The sequence below is a fragment of the Mesorhizobium sp. CA15 genome, from assembly GCF_020165215.1.
Classification (GTDB): domain Bacteria; phylum Pseudomonadota; class Alphaproteobacteria; order Rhizobiales; family Rhizobiaceae; genus Mesorhizobium.
The window spans coordinates 95,516-111,391 of sequence record NZ_JAIUHQ010000007.1; the positions used below are offsets into that span (position 1 = coordinate 95,516).

The following is a 15,876-nucleotide window of genomic DNA, read 5'->3' on the forward strand; positions in this document are numbered from 1 at the left end:
CGCCAATTCCTTCATGAACCGTTATGGTTAAGGATGGGTTAGGGGATCAGGCGCGGCGCATTGCCGCGCATGGCTGGGGCCGCCGGCAACCGGGGCCGTCCGGTTGAAGCCTTCAAGATGGGCCTCGCGTGGAAGCTTCAGGCTTTTGCCTTCGGCATGAAAGCCGCGATCCATTCCTTTGGGAAACGCTTTGGCCGGCCGCTTTCGCCGACGATCGCCGCTTCGACCTTGGCCTCGACCAGCACATCGCCGCCACGCTTCAATTGCTGGCCCATGAAGATGCGGGCGCCGGAAATATCGTCGGTGCGCGTGTCGATGGTGAGGATATCGTCCATACGCGCCGGCGAACGGAAGTCGATCTCCATGCGCCGCACCACCCAGACGATGCGCTCGCCATGCTTGCCGTCCAGGAGTTCGGTGTGGTGGACGCCGGTCAGCCTCAGATAGTCGGAGCGGCCGCGTTCGAGGAATTCGAGATAACGCGCATGATAGACGACGCCGGAGAAATCCGTGTCGGCATAGTAGACCCTCGCCATCAGCCGGTGGCCGAACTCCGTCAGCGCGCCGGAAAGCCCGGCGCCGAGCGCCGCCGATTCACCATGATCGTCCATCGCGCTTTCCTTTTCAGGCCCGAACAGGCACCTAAAGCCCTCGGGCTTTAGGCATTTTTCTATGCGTGTCGTTGTCCCAAAAACCGCTGCACACTTTTGGGCGACACGCACTGTTTTCGCGCGAGAACGGGATGGCACTGTTGGGCACGATGATCAAGACCTTGATGGCGGCGCTGCCAGCGCTTGGCCTGTTGGCGTTGCCCGCCGCAGCGGCGACTTTCTCGATGAAGCGCGGCCTCAATCTCGACCAATGGGTCACCTGGCCGGTCGAGGACAGATGGGGCGAGCGCCAGGCGATCCTGCCTTATCCGGAGTGGCGCAAATTCCTCAAGGAGGACGACTTCAAGGCGCTCAAGGGCGCCGGTCTCGACTTCCTGCGCATGCCGGTCGATCCCTCGCCCTTTCTTTCGGACCGCACCACGGCCCTTCGCGACGGCCTCTATGCCAGCGTGCTGGATTCGGCTCGCATGATCAACCGTGCCGGCCTGAAGGTGATCGTCGACCTGCATCTGATCCCCGCCGGCGGCAATCGCAAGATCGGCATGAGCGAGGTGGTGCATGATCCGGCCGTCTTCGATGCCTATGCCGAGCTGGTGCGCAAGATGGCGCGGACGCTGGCCAACGAGGATCCGAAGCTTGTCGCGCTGGAACTGATGAACGAGCCGCTGGCCGATTGTGAGGCGAACGGCACCAACCTTTGGCCCGACCGCCAGAAGCAGCTGTTCGCCGCCGCGCGCGCCTCCGCCACCAGGCTCACGCTGGTGCTGAGCGGCGGCTGCTATTCGAACGCGGAGTCGCTGGCCAGGATCGACCCCAAGACGATCGCCGATGACAATATCATCTGGACCTTCCATTCCTACGACCCGTTCCTTTTGACGCATCAGGGCGCAAGCTGGGCCGGCGACTTCATCCCCTACGTAACCGGCCTGCCCTACCCGTTGACGGCTGTCCCGAAGGCGCAACTCGACATGGCGCTGGACGCGATCCGCGACCGGATCAGGGCCGAGGCGCCCTGGGCGCGGCGAAGCGGCCTGCTTAGCTATCTCGACGAGCAGGTGGCGACGACGGACAGTCCTGAAAAGCTGCTTGGCGTGATGGATGCGCCGTTCGCGACGGTCGACGCCTGGGCGAAGGCCAACGGCGTCAATCCGCAGGACATCACGCTCGGTGAATTCGGCATGATCCGCAAGGAATACGGCAACAGCTTCGTCACGCCGGCCGCATATCGCGCAGCCTATGTGCGCGACATGATCGCCCGCGCCGAGGCGCATGGCTTCTCATGGTCGGTGTGGAGCTATGGCGGCGCCTTCGGCGTGGTCGACGCCTTCGACGGCGAGAAGGCCGAGCCGGACGTGATGGACGTGATCAGGTCGCTGCGCTGAGGCAGCGGGCCGAGGCGACGCGCCTCAGCCCAGATCGATCTGCAGGATCTCCGGCCGCACCCCGAGACGAACCGGCAGAATGCTGAAGCCCAGCCCGCCCGACACAATCAGGTTGCGGTCATTCTCCACGACATGGCCGTAGGCGAAGCGATTGCCATAGTCCGAAGGCACGACCGGCGAATAACCAAACAGCCGCACCTGTCCGCCATGCGTGTGGCCGGACAAGGTGAGCGATATCCGCGAGGGCACCTTTGGAAAGATGTCCGGTTCATGTGCAAGCAGGATGATCGGCTCGCTCCCCTGGATCTTGGCCAAGGTGCCCGGGAGATCGTCGAAGCCCTGGAAACTGTCGCGTCCCTTGGCCTTGTTCGGCAGCAGCGCGAGTTGATCGGCTAACCCGGCGATCCAGAAACCATGGCCGTCCTTTTCCAGCCGCACGACGTCGTTTTCCAGCACCGGGATGCCGACATGCTCGAGCGCCTTGCGCGACTGGGTCGGGCCGGCTTCCGCTCGCTGGGCGAAGAAATCGGTCCACCAGTCGTGATTGCCGAGGATCGACAGCACGCCGAGCGGTGCCTTCAGCCCCGACAATGCCTCGGCCCACTCCTCCACCCGCACCCGGCCCGTCACCAGCTTTGTCCCGGCGGTATAGTCACCGAGCAGCACGATCAGATCCGGCTGCAACGCGTTGGCCTCCTCGGCAAGCGCTGCGATCCGTTCCGGCGTCATCCAGGGCCGGCAGGAGTGGATATCGGCAAGCGCCACGACGCGCAGCTTGAGCCCGGCCGGCCAGTGCGGCGGCGTCAATGTGTAGCGCTTCACATGGGTGAGCAGCATCGGCTCGATGCCGACCGCATAGGCGCTGAGCGACACCATGGCGAAGGCCGAGCCGCCGACAAGGCGCAGGAAAGCGCGTCTGGTGATCATAGGTCGCCCCAGGCCCTAGGATTGCGTCAGATAGCCTATCTTAAAGGATGCAATTGCGCCCTCAGTCGGGCCGAGGCGCGCAGATTCTGCGCAGATGGGCCATCGCGCCGCCGAAACGGCGAACAAATCTGCGTTACTCTTCCTGAAACAGGCTGATCTGCTGCTGGGCGATATCCTTCGGCGGGTCGAGGCCGAGATGGCGCCAGGCGTTGGCGGTCAGCACGCGGCCGCGCGGCGTGCGCTGGATGAAGCCCTGCTGGATCAGGTAAGGCTCGATGATGTCCTCGATCGCGTCGCGCGGCTCGGAGAGCCCGGCCGCGATCGTCTCGATGCCGACCGGGCCACCGCCGAAATTGCGCGCGATCATCGACAGATAGCGGCGATCGAGCGCGTCGAGGCCGAGCGCATCGACCTCCAGCCTGGTCAGCGCCTCGTCGGCGATCCTCCTGTCGACATGACCGGCCCCGGCGACCGAAGCAAAATCGCGCACCCGGCGCAGCAGTCTGCCGGCGATGCGCGGTGTGCCGCGCGCGCGGCGCGCGATCTCCACCGCCCCATCGTCGCCGAGCGGCATCGACAGGATACGGGCGCCGCGGCGCACGATCTGCTCCAGTTCCTCGACCGTGTAGAAATTGAGCCGGACCGGAATGCCGAAACGGTCGCGCAACGGATTGGTCAGCAGGCCGAGCCTCGTCGTTGCCGCGACCAGCGTGAAACGGGCAAGGTCGATCTTGACCGAGCGCGCCGCCGGCCCCTCGCCGATGATGAGATCGAGCTGGAAATCCTCCATTGCCGGATAGAGGATTTCCTCGACCGCCGGATTGAGGCGATGGATCTCGTCGATGAAAAGGACGTCGCGCTCCTCGAGATTGGTGAGCAGCGCGGCGAGATCGCCGGCCTTGGCGATGACCGGACCCGAGGTCGAGCGGAAATTGACTCCAAGCTCGCGCGCCATGATCTGCGCCAGCGTCGTCTTGCCGAGTCCCGGCGGCCCGACGAACAGCACATGGTCGAGCGCCTCGCCGCGGCTCTTGGCGGCATCGACGAAGACCTTGAGATTGGCGCGCACCGCCGCCTGGCCGACGAACTCGTCGAGCGACTGCGGCCGCAGCGTCTGGTCGGCATCCTCGCCGCGCTTGTCGGGAGCAATGAGGCGAGGGGAAAGGGTCATGCCGCCTTCCTTGCATAGGACCGGTGGCGGGACAAGCGTCGCTTCACCGCGCCAGTTCCTTCAGGCCGAAGCGGATCAGCTTGGACGCATCCGCGCCCTCGCCGGCCGATTTCAGCGCCGCCGCGACCGCGTTCGCCGCGATATCGCGCGAATAGCCGAGATTGACGAGCGCCGAGACCGCATCCGTGATCGGCGCTGCGGCGACACCTTCGCCAAGCTCCTGCTTGAGCCCGATCGTACCGCTGGCCGCGCCCGCATAGGCTGGCGCTTTGGTGCGCAACTCAGTGACGATGCGCTCGGCCACTTTCTTGCCGACGCCTGGCGCTCTGGAGACCATGGCGATGTCGCGCAGCGCGATCGCGTTGGCGAGGTCGGCCGGCGCCAGCGTCGACAGGATGGCCAGCGCCACCTTGGCGCCGACGCCCTGCACATTGTTCATCAGAAGGCGGAACCACTCGCGCTCCAGCCCGGTCTGGAAGCCATAGAGGCGGATCATGTCCTCGCGCACATAGGTCTCGATGAACAGCACCACCGCCTCGCCGGGCGAGGGCAGCGCGGCCAGCGTCCGCACCGAGCAATGGACGACGTAGCCGACGCCATGCACGTCGATGACGCAGCTATCTTCGTCGATCTCGTCCAACGTGCCTTTCAGCTTGCCGATCATGATTGTCCCCTCACGCCAGCGCGGCCATGCGGTAGGCTGTGCTCGGGCGGTGATGCGCATGGCAGATGGCGATGGCCAGAGCGTCGGCGGCGTCGTCGGTGTCGAAGACAGCCTTCGGCATCAGCACCTTCACCATCATGTGGATCTGCTTCTTCTCGCCGTGGCCGACGCCGATAACCGCCTTCTTGACCGCATTGGGGGCATATTCGGCCACCACCAGCCCGGCGCGCGCCGGCACCAGCATGGCGATGCCGCGCGCCTGGCCGAGCTTCAGCGTCGCCGTCGCATCCTTGTTGACGAAAGTCTGCTCGACCGCAGCCTCGTGCGGCATGGCCTGGTGCAGCACCTCGGCCAACCCGTCATGCAGCTGGCAGAGTCTTGTCGCCAGCGACTCCTTCTCGTCGGACCGCACCGTGCCGGACGCGATGAAGCGCAGCGAATTGCCCACGCTGTCGATAATACCCCAACCGGTGCGCCTCAGGCCCGGATCGATGCCGATGATGCGAATCGCTTCCCCCATGCGCCAAGTCTAGCCGTGGCGGCAAGCGATGCCAGCAAAATGTGAACAAACCGGAAACAATTGCAATCTCGGCTATGCGCCGTTTCCGTACAACAGCGAGATGCCTAATTCGTCACGCGGCGGATGGTTTTCGACAGTCGCGTGAGAAATGCCGGCCTGGACGATGCGACCAGCTTCCACGCCAGGACTGCATTGCCCATGCGCCGCGGCAGGATTCCGATGCAAAGGAACCAGGCCGCCAGAGCAGCCCGCCGCCGCCAGGATGCGTTCATTTCCAGGCTGGCGGCGGCGCCCGCTCTTGCCAGTCCCAGCCGGGAGTCGGTGGCGACCGGATGCTGGGGCTCGTCGACGCAGAGCGAAGCCAGCCGCTCTTCCAGATGCACCGGATCGCGAAGGCTGGCATCCGGCGGCACGGTCAAGCCGATCTCGGCCGCCCGGTCGGACAAGGCCTCGAGGCGCCGGAAGTCATGCTGCACGCGCCAACGCGCCCGCTCGGCAAGCTTTTCGGCAAAGATCGAATGATTGGAGCCGTGGATGCGGTAGGCGCCAAGGCAGGTATCGATGGATTTCACCTCTCCGTGCAGCGGCGCCAGCGTTGCGAGATAGCCGTCGGCGCCTTGCCGGAAATCGCTTTCAGGCATCGGCATTATCGTTTCCAGCGCCTCGCGGTCGAACGCCAGCCCGCTTGTCACCGTCGTACGGTACCGCCCCTTGCGCAGCAATTCCGGCACCACGTCGCCTGAATCGAACGGCTGTTCCGGCGGTGGAAAGACATCCTTGATATGCTGGTCCTCATCAACGAGATGCAATCTGAATTGCGCTTGGGCGACATCCGCATCCCACTCGTCCAGAACCTCGGAGACGGCGTTCGGATAGAGATAGTCGTCGGCGTCGAGGAAAAGGACGATCTCTCCGGTGCTCGCCTCGAACCCGGTATTGAACGCAGCCGCATGTCCGCCATTCCTGCGCCTCAGGCACGGACGGATTTTGTCGCCGTAGGATTCGATTACGGCCACCGATGCATCCGTCGATGCGTCGTCGACGACCACGACCTCGACATTTCGGTGGTCCTGCTCCAACGCGCTGTCGATGGCGCGTCCTAGAAACTGTTCGTAATTGTAGTTGGGGATAATGATCGATACCGGGATGCGGTCCAATGGCGAATGCACGGGATCAAGCCTCGCAATCTGCTTTGGTCACAGTGACGGTGGTTTTCTTGCAGAACCGGCTCGGGTCGACCCGGCTGCGGCGAACGGCTCCAACTAGGGGCCTATCGCTTCAAGGCAAGTGTGATCTTTGTCGGGAAGGCCGGCCCAGCCTCCAATACGGCGATGGCTGCCGCAGTTTCGACGAGCGGCCGGAGTCGCAAGCGTTGAACTTGCAGCCAAAGCCACGGCCAAATTACCGCCCGATCAAGGATATACCGCTACCGCTATCGTTTTTTGCAAACGCAGTTTCAGCCGCGCGCGAACGCCGTATTCAAAAGACTGATCTGGTCGGACACCGGGTTGGCACGCCGACCGGGCGCGTGCGTCTCGCTGATGACGCCGCCATAGATTTCCTCGTCCATGCGCCGCACCAGCGACTGCAGGCGCAGCGAGCGCGTCACGAGGTCCAGAAAATCCTTGGGCAGCTCGTTCCAGCCAAGCGCCTCGTCATGCGCGGACGCGGTGTCGAGACGCACCTTGGATTTCTCCGAAGCCACCTGGTCGCGCGTCATCTCGCCGGAATTCGCCGCCCGCTGCAGCAAGAGCCAGGAGGCGACCTGCATAAGCCTTGTGGTCAGCCGCATCGATTCGGCCGCATAGAGCGTCGCTGCCGTGCGCGACAATTTCTTGGCTTCGAGCCTGCCCTTGCCATCAAGATATTCGGCGGCCTGTTCGACCAGCCCCATGCCTTCCTGGTAAAGCGGCTTGAAGGATTGGGAGAAAACCCGGCGCTCCGCCAATTTGATGGTTTTCGCGCTGCCCTTCGAAGGCTCGTTCATCGATACGCCCCTGCACTGCCGCAAGCCGATTCGGCATCCTTGCCGACGCGGCCCGCACCCTAAATGACTGAGGCTTGAAAATGCGCTTCGATGCAAATGAAGGCAAGCGCATGTTTAACAAACGGTTAACGCCGGGCCGGTTCCAGCCATCCGCAAGCGGATGACATCAGCCAGCCGGCAGCGGATAAAAAAAGAGCCGCGGATAAGGCGGCTCTCAGGAGTTTAACAGGGAGGCGTCAAACAAAGTGGCTCCAACCACTCGGTAAGAATCCAGCAAAACTGGATAGGTGTAGTAAACGCCTGTAAAGCTTAATGAACCCTTAACGCGGCGCTGATTTTTTAAGCGAACGCGCGCTCCTGTGCCGGAACAGGACAGCGGATTCGCTGCCCGGGATCGTCCGAGCACCGGATTTCGGGCGCCGATCGTGGCGGCCGTAACATGTTTGCTGCTGCCGCGGCATCGTTCCGAAACACGCGCCACGCAAAAGGCCGCTCCACAAAGGCGGCGCGCAAATCTGCGCCGCTTGAAATCAGGCAGGATATCCGGAGCAAACCATGGATTGGTATTCGATCGTCAAATTTCTTCACGTCGTCTCGGCTATTTTGTGGGTCGGCGGCGGCTTCGTGCTGTTCCTGCTCGGCGTGCTGGCCGAGCGCGCCGGCAACATCGAGGACAAGCTGCTGGCTATACGCGCCAGCGGACAGCTCGGCGGCCGGTTCTTCGCGCCGATGTCGATGCTGACGCTGGTCTTTGGCCTCATCATGTGCGGCTTCTGGGTCGGCTTTGCCGACTTGTGGATCGTCATCGGCCTCGTCGGCTATGCCACGACCTTCTCGATCGGCATGCTGATCTTCAAGCCGACCGGCGAGCGCATGGGCGCCATGATCGCCGAGCAGGGCGTGACGCCGGCCGCCCTCTCCATCGGCCAGCGCATGATGAACTGGGCGCGCCTCGATTATGCGGTGATGCTGGTGATCATCGCCGACATGGTGCTGAAGCCCACTCTGCACGACGTCGGCATTCTTGCCGGCATGGCGATGGTGGTCGCGCTGGGCGCCGCGCTCGCCTTCGGCGGCAGCCGCCAGATGGTGCCGAGCGCCGCGTGACATTAAGGCGCTCGCCCGAAGGCGCGTTGAGATTCAGGTCAGGCCGAGTCGAAAGTGGTGATTTCCGAGAACCGGAGCGGAGCGTACTTTAAGTACGTGAGCACCGGAAGCGCAGGAAATCGCCATTTGCAGGCCGGCCTCACCTGAATATCGACGCGCCTCACATCAGGCCGATAATGCCATCCCAAAGCAGCTTGACGGCGACCACCGCGACGGTGGCGTAGGTGAACGGATAGAAGATCTCCGGCCGCATGCGGCGCACCAGCCACGCGCCGGCGATGGTCGACAGCGGCGCCAGCGGCATCAGCACCGCCGAAGCGGTGAGATTGGCGGTGTCGAACTGGCCGAGCGCGAAATAGGGGATGAGCTTCAGCGCATTGGTGGCGGCAAAGAAGATCGCCGCGGTGCCCGACAGCACTTTCGGATCGAGCCGAATCGGCAGCGCATAGACCTGGAAGGGCGGGCCGCCGACATGGGCGACGAAGCTGGTGAAGCCTGCGACAGTGCCCCAGAAGCCGGCGGCAATGCGGTTCGGTTCCACCACATGGTCGGCGCCGTGACGGAACTGAAGGTAGATCCAGCGCAGCACGAACACTAGCGCGACGGCGCCAACGATCAGCCGCACCATCTCCTCAGTGACCAAAGCCGCGGTCAGCCAGCCGAGCGCGATGCCGATGACGGCGCCGGGCATCATGTCGACCAGCATCCTGCGGTCGTAGCCGCCCCACCAGGCCCACACTGAAACCACGTCCATCAGGCACAGGATCGGCAGCAGGATGGCGGCCGCCTGAACCGGCGGGATGGTCAGAGCCATCAACGGCACGCCGACGAAACCGACGGCGCCGCCGAAGCCGCCTTTCGACAGGCCGACAAGGATCACCGCCGGAATGGCGGCAGCATAGAACCACGGGTCGCTGAGCAAGCCTGACATCGGCAAAGGAAGGTTGGAGAAGGCGGGAATTCAGCCATAGCGCAGAACCGCGCCGCGGAGATAGTCATTTAATGCCGGCATCCGCTATTGCCAGCCCGATATCGACGTGCGCACGGACAAGGGCCATCAGTCGGTCGGCTCACTGTCTCGAGGTATGAAAATGAACGCCGTCAGCATTCGCCGCGCCCGTGAAGCGGACGTTGCGGCGATCTACCGAGCCGAGATTTTTGAACCAATCATCTTTCCTAGGAAACCGTAGAACCAGTCAGCCTGAGCACGATCAGCCTCATACATAATGCGATCCTGTTCCTCGCGTGACTGAACACCCGGTTTGCCATAGAAGCCATCCAGCGCCGCCTGCATGCGTCGGAACCCCTCGATTGTCACTTCGGGATGAGCTTGGAATGCGAAGGTGCTGTCTCCATAGCTGAAGGCTTGGTTGGGGTAGAGATCGCTTGACGCGAGATGTGCTGCGCCGGCTGGCATATCGAATGTGTGGAAATGAGCCTGCGCGACATGCAGTGGGTTCGGGAGAGTGGCACGACCCGCTTCCGTGGGCCGCAACTCGTAGTATCCGAACTCTTGGACGCCGGAAGAAGGCGGTCCCACTTGGGCGCCAAGGGTATGGGCAATCTGTTGAGCGCCTAGGCAGAGGCCGAGCAATGGCACATCGTGCTTGATGCAGGCTTCAATCCAGCGTGCCTCCTCTTTGAGAAACGGATATCTGATTGTCTCGTAAGCCTCGAACCTGCCACCGAAGATGATGCTGGCCGCAACATCACGTTCTGGCGCTCCTAATGCGTCTCCGTCAAACGGGTAGCGATAATCGAGTTCAAATCCATGTCGAGCTCCAAAAATGGAAACCCGATCATCGCGCGGACCACGGTCGTGACAGACCAAGATCAATCGACGCTTCTCCGGTCCTGTGGCCATCCCGATATCCTGTGTGTTGGCACCAAGGCACATGTCTACGCGTCAGCAGGAGCGCAAATCAATTGCTGATCCGCCAACCGGGGCATTGATTGAAAGCCAAAGCTCCGGGGAGTTTGACTGGATCGCCCCCAAGCGCGACGATGCTCGTTTGGATCGGTCCTCATCCGCCGCATAGCCGACTGTTCAAGCCGCTCCCTTTGCTCTATGCCGCAATGCAACCATCTTCGCCCGGCATAGGCGAAACCGGGATCGAAGGCCAATGAACGAAGCAACTCCTCCCAACCGCTGCCGCATCGTGCTGATCGCGCCGCCGCTCGTGCCGGCGGAGCAAATCTGCGCGGCGTTCGACGGTGGCGACGTCGCCTCGTTGATCCTGCCCGACAACGGCATGGACGATGCCTCCTTCCAGGCCTTCGCCGAAAGGATCGTGCCGATCGCTCAAGGTGCCGGCGTCGCCGTCATCATCGCCGGCGACAGCCGCATCGCCGGGCGCGTCCAGGCCGATGGCATCCATGTCGAAGTGAAGCCCGCGGAACTCGCCGAGACAATCGAGCGCGTGGCCGGCAAGATGATGGTCGGCGCCGGCGGCGCCAAGACGCGCGACGAGGCGCTGGAGCTCGGCGAGGAGCGGCCCGACTATATGTTCTTCGGCCGTTTCGGCTATGACAACAAGCCGGAGCCGCACCACCGCAACCTCGCCCTGGGCGAATGGTGGGCGGAGATGATTTCGATCCCCTGCATCGTCATGGCCGGCTCCGAGCTTGCCTCGGTCGAGACGGTGGCCGCGACCGGCGCCGAGTTCGTGGCGCTGTCCAGCGCCGTCTTTGCCGACGGACGCGATCCGCGCGCCGCGATCGCCGCCGCCAACGCGTTGCTCGATGAAACCGCGCCGCGTTTCGAGGGCTGACATGCGCCTGCGTGGCCTTTGCCTGACGGTTCTGGCCGGCTTGTTTGCGCAGGCCGCGATGGCGGCTGAGACCGTCCCGCTGCCGCAGCCGCGGCCGGAGACGAGCGCATCGGACAAGAGCGCACCCGACGCAGCCAAGCCGGATGCAAGCACGCCGGATACAAGCACGCCGGATATGGGCACGCCGGATAAGGGCAAACCGGACACAGCCGCGCCGAACGCCGGCGCGCCGGATCCGAGCAGGTTCGGTACCGGCGCGCATATCGACAAGCCGATCCAAAACACCTTGCCGCAACCGGCGACCATGACGCCGCCATCGGCCGACGCCGTCAATCCCGACCGCTTCGGCGCCAAGCAGCCGGACGCCGCCTACGGCGCCTTCCAGCGCGGGCTTTACAAGACCGCCTACAATCTCGCCATGGAGCGCGCCAAGAACGGCGATCCGGCGGCCGAGACGCTCGTGGCCGAAATCCTGTCGCGTGGGCTGGGTGTGCCGCTCAATCCGGCCGAGGCCGCGAAATGGTATGCGCTGGCCGCCGAACAGGGCGTGCCGGAGGCTCAGTTCCAATACGCGCTGGCGCTGCTGGACGGCCGTTATGTGAAGAAGGATGAAAAGGCCGCTTTCGCGCTGATGCAGGCCGCGGCCGAGGCCGGCAACCGGCTTGCCCAGTTCAACTTCGCCCAGTTGCTCGTCCAGCAGGATCCCGGCGACGACGGCCTTGTGAAGGCCGCCGCCTATTACGAACGCGCCGCCGCCACCGGACTTGCCGATGCGCAATATGCGCTGGCGCAGCTCTACGCCAATGGCGTCGGCGGCAAGCCGCATGACGACACCCAGGCGCGTCTTCTCCTGGCACAGGCCGCGAGACAAAACTACGACACCGCGCAGATCGACCTCGCCGCCTGGATGATCGAGGGGCGCGGCGGCGGGCGCGACCTGAAATCGGGCTTTGCCTGGATGAAACGGGCGGCGGAAGGCGGCAACGTCGCCGCCCAGAACCGTCTCGCCAAGCTCTATATGAGCGGCATCGGCACCGATCCGGACCTGATCCTTGCCGGCGCCTGGTACATCGTCGCCCGCCGCGCCGGGCTGATCGATCCGCAGATGGACGATTTCCTGCAGGGCCTCGACGACGAACAGACCAAGCAGGCGCTGCAGAAGGCAAATCGCCTGCCTTGACGCATGGCGTCACGGACAGCATGTCCGGACCGCCTTGGGCTCCCTCCCTTGCCTCCCCGGGCAATTTGTGGTCTTGGAGGCGCCAAAGCGCGAGCCGCGCCAGAAAAATCTCATTCCGGATCAGTTCATCATGGCCAAGATCAGTGGCAACGAAATCCGTCCCGGCTATGTCATCGAGCATGATGGCGGGCTTTGGGTGGCGGTCAAGACCAACACCGTCAAGCCGGGCAAGGGCGGCGCATACAATCAGGTCGAGCTGAAGAACCTGATCAACGGCACCAAGCTCAACGAGCGCTTCCGCTCGGCCGAGACCGTCGAGCAGATCCGGCTCGACCTGAAGGATTTTTCGTTCCTCTACGAGCAGGGCGACGCGCTGGTCTTCATGGATACCGAAAGCTACGAGCAGCTCGAACTGGGGAAAGACTTCGTCGGCGAGCGCGCCGCCTTCCTGCAGGACGGCATGATGGTGACGGTGCAGCTTTACGAGGAGCGGCCGATCGGCATTTCGCTGCCCGACCAGGTGACGCTGGCCATCACCGAGGCCGACCCGGTGGTGCGGGGCCAGACGGCCGCCTCCTCCTACAAGCCGGCGGTGCTGGAGAACGGCATCCGCGTGCTGGTGCCGCCCTTCATCTCGGCCGGCGAGCGCATCATCGTCGACACCAACGAAATCACCTACGTGCGCCGCGCGGATTAACGGCAAGAAAGCAGGAAGAAAAAATGGCGCGTTCCGCTCTCCTCAACGTCATGGTCCAGGCCGCGATGAAGGCCGGCCGCTCGTTGTCGCGCGACTTCGGCGAGGTGCAGAACCTGCAGGTCTCGATGAAGGGCCCGGGCGACTATGTCAGCCAGGCCGACCGCAAGGCCGAAGAGATCGTCTTCGCCGAGCTTTCCAAGGCGCGGCCGGGCTATGCCTTCCTGATGGAGGAGCGCGGCGCCGTCGAAGGCGAGGACGCTCAGCACCGCTGGCTCGTCGATCCGCTCGACGGCACCACCAACTTCCTGCACGGCATTCCGCTCTTCTCGGTGTCGATCGCGCTCGAGCGCCAGGGCCAGATCGTCGCCGGTGTCGTCTACAATCCGGCGATGGACGAACTCTACACGGCCGAGCGCGGCGGCGGCGCCTTCATGAACGACCGGCGGTTGCGTGTTGCCGGCCGCTCCAAGCTGACCGACGCGGTGATCGGCTGCGGCGTGCCGCATCTCGGCCGCGGCCAGCACGGCAATTTCCTGATCGAGCTGCGCAACGTCATGGCCGAAGTCTCCGGCGTCCGCCGCCTTGGCTCCGCCGCGCTCGACCTTGCCTATGTCGCAGCTGGACGCATGGATGGTTTCTGGGAAACCGGCCTGTCGTCCTGGGACGTCGCCGCCGGCATCCTTCTGGTGCGCGAAGCCGGCGGCTTCGTCTCCGACATGGATGGCGGACAGGACATGCTGGACAGCGGCGAGGTCGTCGCCGGCAACGAGCTCATCCAGCGCGCGTTGCTGAAAACCGTGAAGAAGCCATTGGCTGCTCGCTGACCAATGCATGTCGCCCAGAACTGTGCAGCGGTTCTGGGACAACGACATCAAAACGAAGACTTAAAGCGCGTCGCCTCAATCCGGTCCAACGCGACGCGCTTTAAGGCGTTCTTTGCGTCGAAAGGACGCGCGGCTTGGGTCGCAAAACCGCAACCGAAGCTTGAAATACTGGTCCGCGACTGCCCAGATTAGGCGTTGCAGGATCATTCATGAACGACGCGCATCCAGATACACAGCTTGAGATCCCCTTTGTCGGGCGCTGGCACTACTCGCGCGCCGAAATGATCGCCGACGGCATCGTTCACGCGGTGGGCATCGTGCTGGCGATCGCCGCCGGCTCGACTCTCCTGGCCCTGGCCGCCTTTCACTCCGGCCCCGGCGAATATGTCGCCGCGGTGTTCTACGTGGTGTCGCTGCTCACCGTGCTCTCGGTTTCGCTGGCCTATAATCTGTGGCCGGTTTCGTGGCCGGCGAAATGGATCCTGCGCCGCTTCGACCATGCCGCGATCTATCTGCTGATCGCCGCGACCTACACGCCCTTCCTCGCCCAGCTCGACAACTCGCCGTTGGCGCTACCCATGATCGTCATCGTGTGGAGCGCCGCAGCGGCCGGCATCGCCATCAAGATGTTCCTGCCCGGCCGCTACGACCGGCTGGCGATCGTCTTCTATCTCGCCATCGGCTGGAGCGGCGTCGTGCTGGCCGGACCGCTGGTCGAGACGCTGCCGACGACCTCGGTCGCGCTGCTTGTCGCCGGCGGCATCGTCTATTCCTGCGGCGTCGTCTTCTTCGCCTGGAAGGGCCTGCGCTTTCACAATGCCGTCTGGCACGGCTTCGTCGTCACCGGCGCCGGCCTCCATCTGGCCGCCATGGTAGACTGCCTGGTCGTCAACCGGTTCTAGGCCTGTAGCGCGGGCCTATCGGCCATATTGCCAAGCACCATTCAATTTGGTCACAATTCCGTTTAGAGTCGCGGCAATTCTGCGGCGGTGGCATCGGAAACGGGGCACGGATGGCTTTTCTCAGATCCTTCGGCAGGCGATCGGACGTCCTGGTCTATGATCCGCACAAGCTGTCGAGCCCGCAGGTCTTCCTGCTCACCATGGTGATCTTCCTGATCATCGTCGCTTTCATCGCCGCCATCCTCACCCGCCAGATCTCGACCGCCTTCTCCAGCAATCCGGGGCTCAACGGATTGATCGTCGGCGTGCTGGCGGTCGGCATCCTGCTTGCCTTCGCCCAGGTCGGGCGGCTGTTCCGCGAGGTGCGCTGGGTTAATTCCTTCCGCGCCGGCTCCGAAACCACCGAGCCGGTGCTTTTGGCGCCGATGAAGGCGATGATCGGCCGCTCGTCGACGATCGCGTTTTCGACCTCGTCGATGCGCACCATGCTGGACTCCATCGCCACCCGGCTCGACGAGAGCCGCGACACCTCGCGCTATCTGGTTGGCCTGCTTGTGTTCCTCGGCCTGCTCGGCACCTTCTGGGGCCTGCTCAACACCATCGCCTCGATCCGCGAGACGATAGAGGCGCTGGACCCGGGCACCGGCGATGCCGCCGCCGTGCTCGACGCGCTCAAGCAAGGCCTGTCGGCGCCGCTTGCCGGCATGGGCACCGCGTTCTCGTCCTCGCTGTTCGGCCTTTCCGGCTCGCTGGTGCTCGGCTTTCTCGACCTGCAGGCAGGCCGCGCCCAGACCCGCTTCTACACCGAGCTTGAGAACTGGCTGTCCTCGGTCACCGATCTGTCGTCGGACATAGTCGTGTCCGAGACGTCGAAAGCAGCCGAATCCTCCGAGGACATCCGGCTCTTGTCGGAGCGGCTGCGCAGCCTGCAGGAGAATGGCGGCGGCTCCAATCCGCGCGTCGCCACCGCCATGGCCAATCTTGCCGACGGCATCTCGGGGCTGGTGAAGAACATGCGCTCCGAGCAGCAGATCATGCGCGATTGGGTCGAAGCCCAGTCCGACGAGCAGAAGGCCATGCGCAACACGCTGGAAAAGATCGCCGACGCGCTGAAGAAGCAAGGGGTCCACTGA

17 protein-coding genes are annotated in these 15,876 nt (G+C 63.9%); 8 read left to right on the forward strand and 9 right to left on the reverse strand.

The window, feature by feature from the left end:
- Positions 1-137: 137 nt before the first annotated feature.
- On the reverse strand, positions 138-611 hold the full coding sequence (ybgC, locus tag LB515_RS14315) for a tol-pal system-associated acyl-CoA thioesterase (protein WP_224627873.1): 474 nt from the start codon (positions 609-611) through the stop codon (positions 138-140).
- A gap of 131 nt (positions 612-742) precedes the next feature.
- On the opposite strand from ybgC, the gene LB515_RS14320 reads away from it, so the two are divergent.
- Positions 743-1,993, forward strand: a complete 1,251-nt coding sequence (locus tag LB515_RS14320) for a glycoside hydrolase family 5 protein (protein ID WP_224708098.1) — start codon at positions 743-745, stop codon at positions 1,991-1,993.
- Positions 1,994-2,017: 24 nt separating this feature from the next.
- Here LB515_RS14320 and LB515_RS14325 read toward each other — a convergent pair whose 3' ends face one another.
- The 6 genes from LB515_RS14325 to LB515_RS14350 all read right to left on the reverse strand — a co-directional run bounded on the left by LB515_RS14325 (position 2,018) and on the right by LB515_RS14350 (position 7,262).
- Entirely contained in the window at positions 2,018-2,920 is a 903-nt protein-coding gene (locus LB515_RS14325; RefSeq protein ID WP_140841675.1) for a metallophosphoesterase, read from the reverse strand.
- Between the two features lie 133 nt (positions 2,921-3,053).
- Positions 3,054-4,091, reverse strand: a complete 1,038-nt coding sequence (gene ruvB, locus LB515_RS14330) for a Holliday junction branch migration DNA helicase RuvB (protein WP_224708099.1) — start codon at positions 4,089-4,091, stop codon at positions 3,054-3,056.
- Positions 4,092-4,134: 43 nt separating this feature from the next.
- Positions 4,135-4,755, reverse strand: coding sequence for a Holliday junction branch migration protein RuvA (gene ruvA, locus LB515_RS14335; protein WP_224708100.1), 621 nt, complete (start codon positions 4,753-4,755; stop codon positions 4,135-4,137).
- A 10-nt stretch (positions 4,756-4,765) separates the two neighbouring features.
- Positions 4,766-5,275 carry a crossover junction endodeoxyribonuclease RuvC gene (gene ruvC / locus LB515_RS14340; RefSeq protein WP_224608830.1) on the reverse strand — a complete coding sequence of 170 codons (510 nt, stop codon included), beginning with the start codon at positions 5,273-5,275 and terminating at the stop codon, positions 4,766-4,768.
- Positions 5,276-5,379: 104 nt separating this feature from the next.
- On the reverse strand, positions 5,380-6,444 hold the full coding sequence (locus tag LB515_RS14345; RefSeq protein ID WP_224708101.1) for a glycosyltransferase family 2 protein: 1,065 nt from the start codon (positions 6,442-6,444) through the stop codon (positions 5,380-5,382).
- A gap of 287 nt (positions 6,445-6,731) precedes the next feature.
- On the reverse strand, positions 6,732-7,262 hold the full coding sequence (locus LB515_RS14350; protein ID WP_140841690.1) for a DUF1465 family protein: 531 nt from the start codon (positions 7,260-7,262) through the stop codon (positions 6,732-6,734).
- Positions 7,263-7,817: 555 nt separating this feature from the next.
- Between LB515_RS14350 and LB515_RS14355 the strand changes: the two genes are divergently transcribed.
- On the forward strand, positions 7,818-8,369 hold the full coding sequence (locus LB515_RS14355) for a DUF2269 family protein (protein WP_140841692.1): 552 nt from the start codon (positions 7,818-7,820) through the stop codon (positions 8,367-8,369).
- Between the two features lie 160 nt (positions 8,370-8,529).
- Here LB515_RS14355 and LB515_RS14360 read toward each other — a convergent pair whose 3' ends face one another.
- The gene (locus tag LB515_RS14360) at positions 8,530-9,300 is read right to left on the reverse strand and encodes a sulfite exporter TauE/SafE family protein (RefSeq protein ID WP_224708102.1); all 771 of its coding nucleotides are present in this window, start codon (positions 9,298-9,300) and stop codon (positions 8,530-8,532) included.
- A gap of 210 nt (positions 9,301-9,510) precedes the next feature.
- Complete coding sequence (locus tag LB515_RS14365; protein WP_224708103.1) at positions 9,511-10,233, reverse strand: glutamine amidotransferase-related protein; 723 nt, start codon at positions 10,231-10,233, stop codon at positions 9,511-9,513.
- A gap of 259 nt (positions 10,234-10,492) precedes the next feature.
- On the opposite strand from LB515_RS14365, the gene LB515_RS14370 reads away from it, so the two are divergent.
- The 6 genes from LB515_RS14370 (at position 10,493) to LB515_RS14395 (ending at position 15,876) form a co-directional block, all read left to right on the forward strand.
- Positions 10,493-11,140, forward strand: coding sequence for a thiamine phosphate synthase (locus tag LB515_RS14370; RefSeq protein ID WP_224708104.1), 648 nt, complete (start codon positions 10,493-10,495; stop codon positions 11,138-11,140).
- 1 nt (position 11,141) lies between these two features.
- Positions 11,142-12,320 carry a tetratricopeptide repeat protein gene (locus tag LB515_RS14375; protein ID WP_224708105.1) on the forward strand — a complete coding sequence of 393 codons (1,179 nt, stop codon included), beginning with the start codon at positions 11,142-11,144 and terminating at the stop codon, positions 12,318-12,320.
- A 130-nt stretch (positions 12,321-12,450) separates the two neighbouring features.
- Positions 12,451-13,017, forward strand: coding sequence for an elongation factor P (gene efp, locus LB515_RS14380; RefSeq protein WP_224549267.1), 567 nt, complete (start codon positions 12,451-12,453; stop codon positions 13,015-13,017).
- 23 nt (positions 13,018-13,040) lie between these two features.
- Positions 13,041-13,841: an inositol monophosphatase family protein gene (locus LB515_RS14385; RefSeq protein ID WP_095767263.1), complete on the forward strand. Its 801-nt coding sequence runs from the start codon at positions 13,041-13,043 to the stop codon at positions 13,839-13,841.
- A gap of 209 nt (positions 13,842-14,050) precedes the next feature.
- Positions 14,051-14,743, forward strand: a complete 693-nt coding sequence (gene trhA / locus LB515_RS14390; RefSeq protein WP_224549265.1) for a PAQR family membrane homeostasis protein TrhA — start codon at positions 14,051-14,053, stop codon at positions 14,741-14,743.
- Positions 14,744-14,853: 110 nt separating this feature from the next.
- Positions 14,854-15,876, forward strand: coding sequence for a MotA/TolQ/ExbB proton channel family protein (locus LB515_RS14395; protein ID WP_095767261.1), 1,023 nt, complete (start codon positions 14,854-14,856; stop codon positions 15,874-15,876).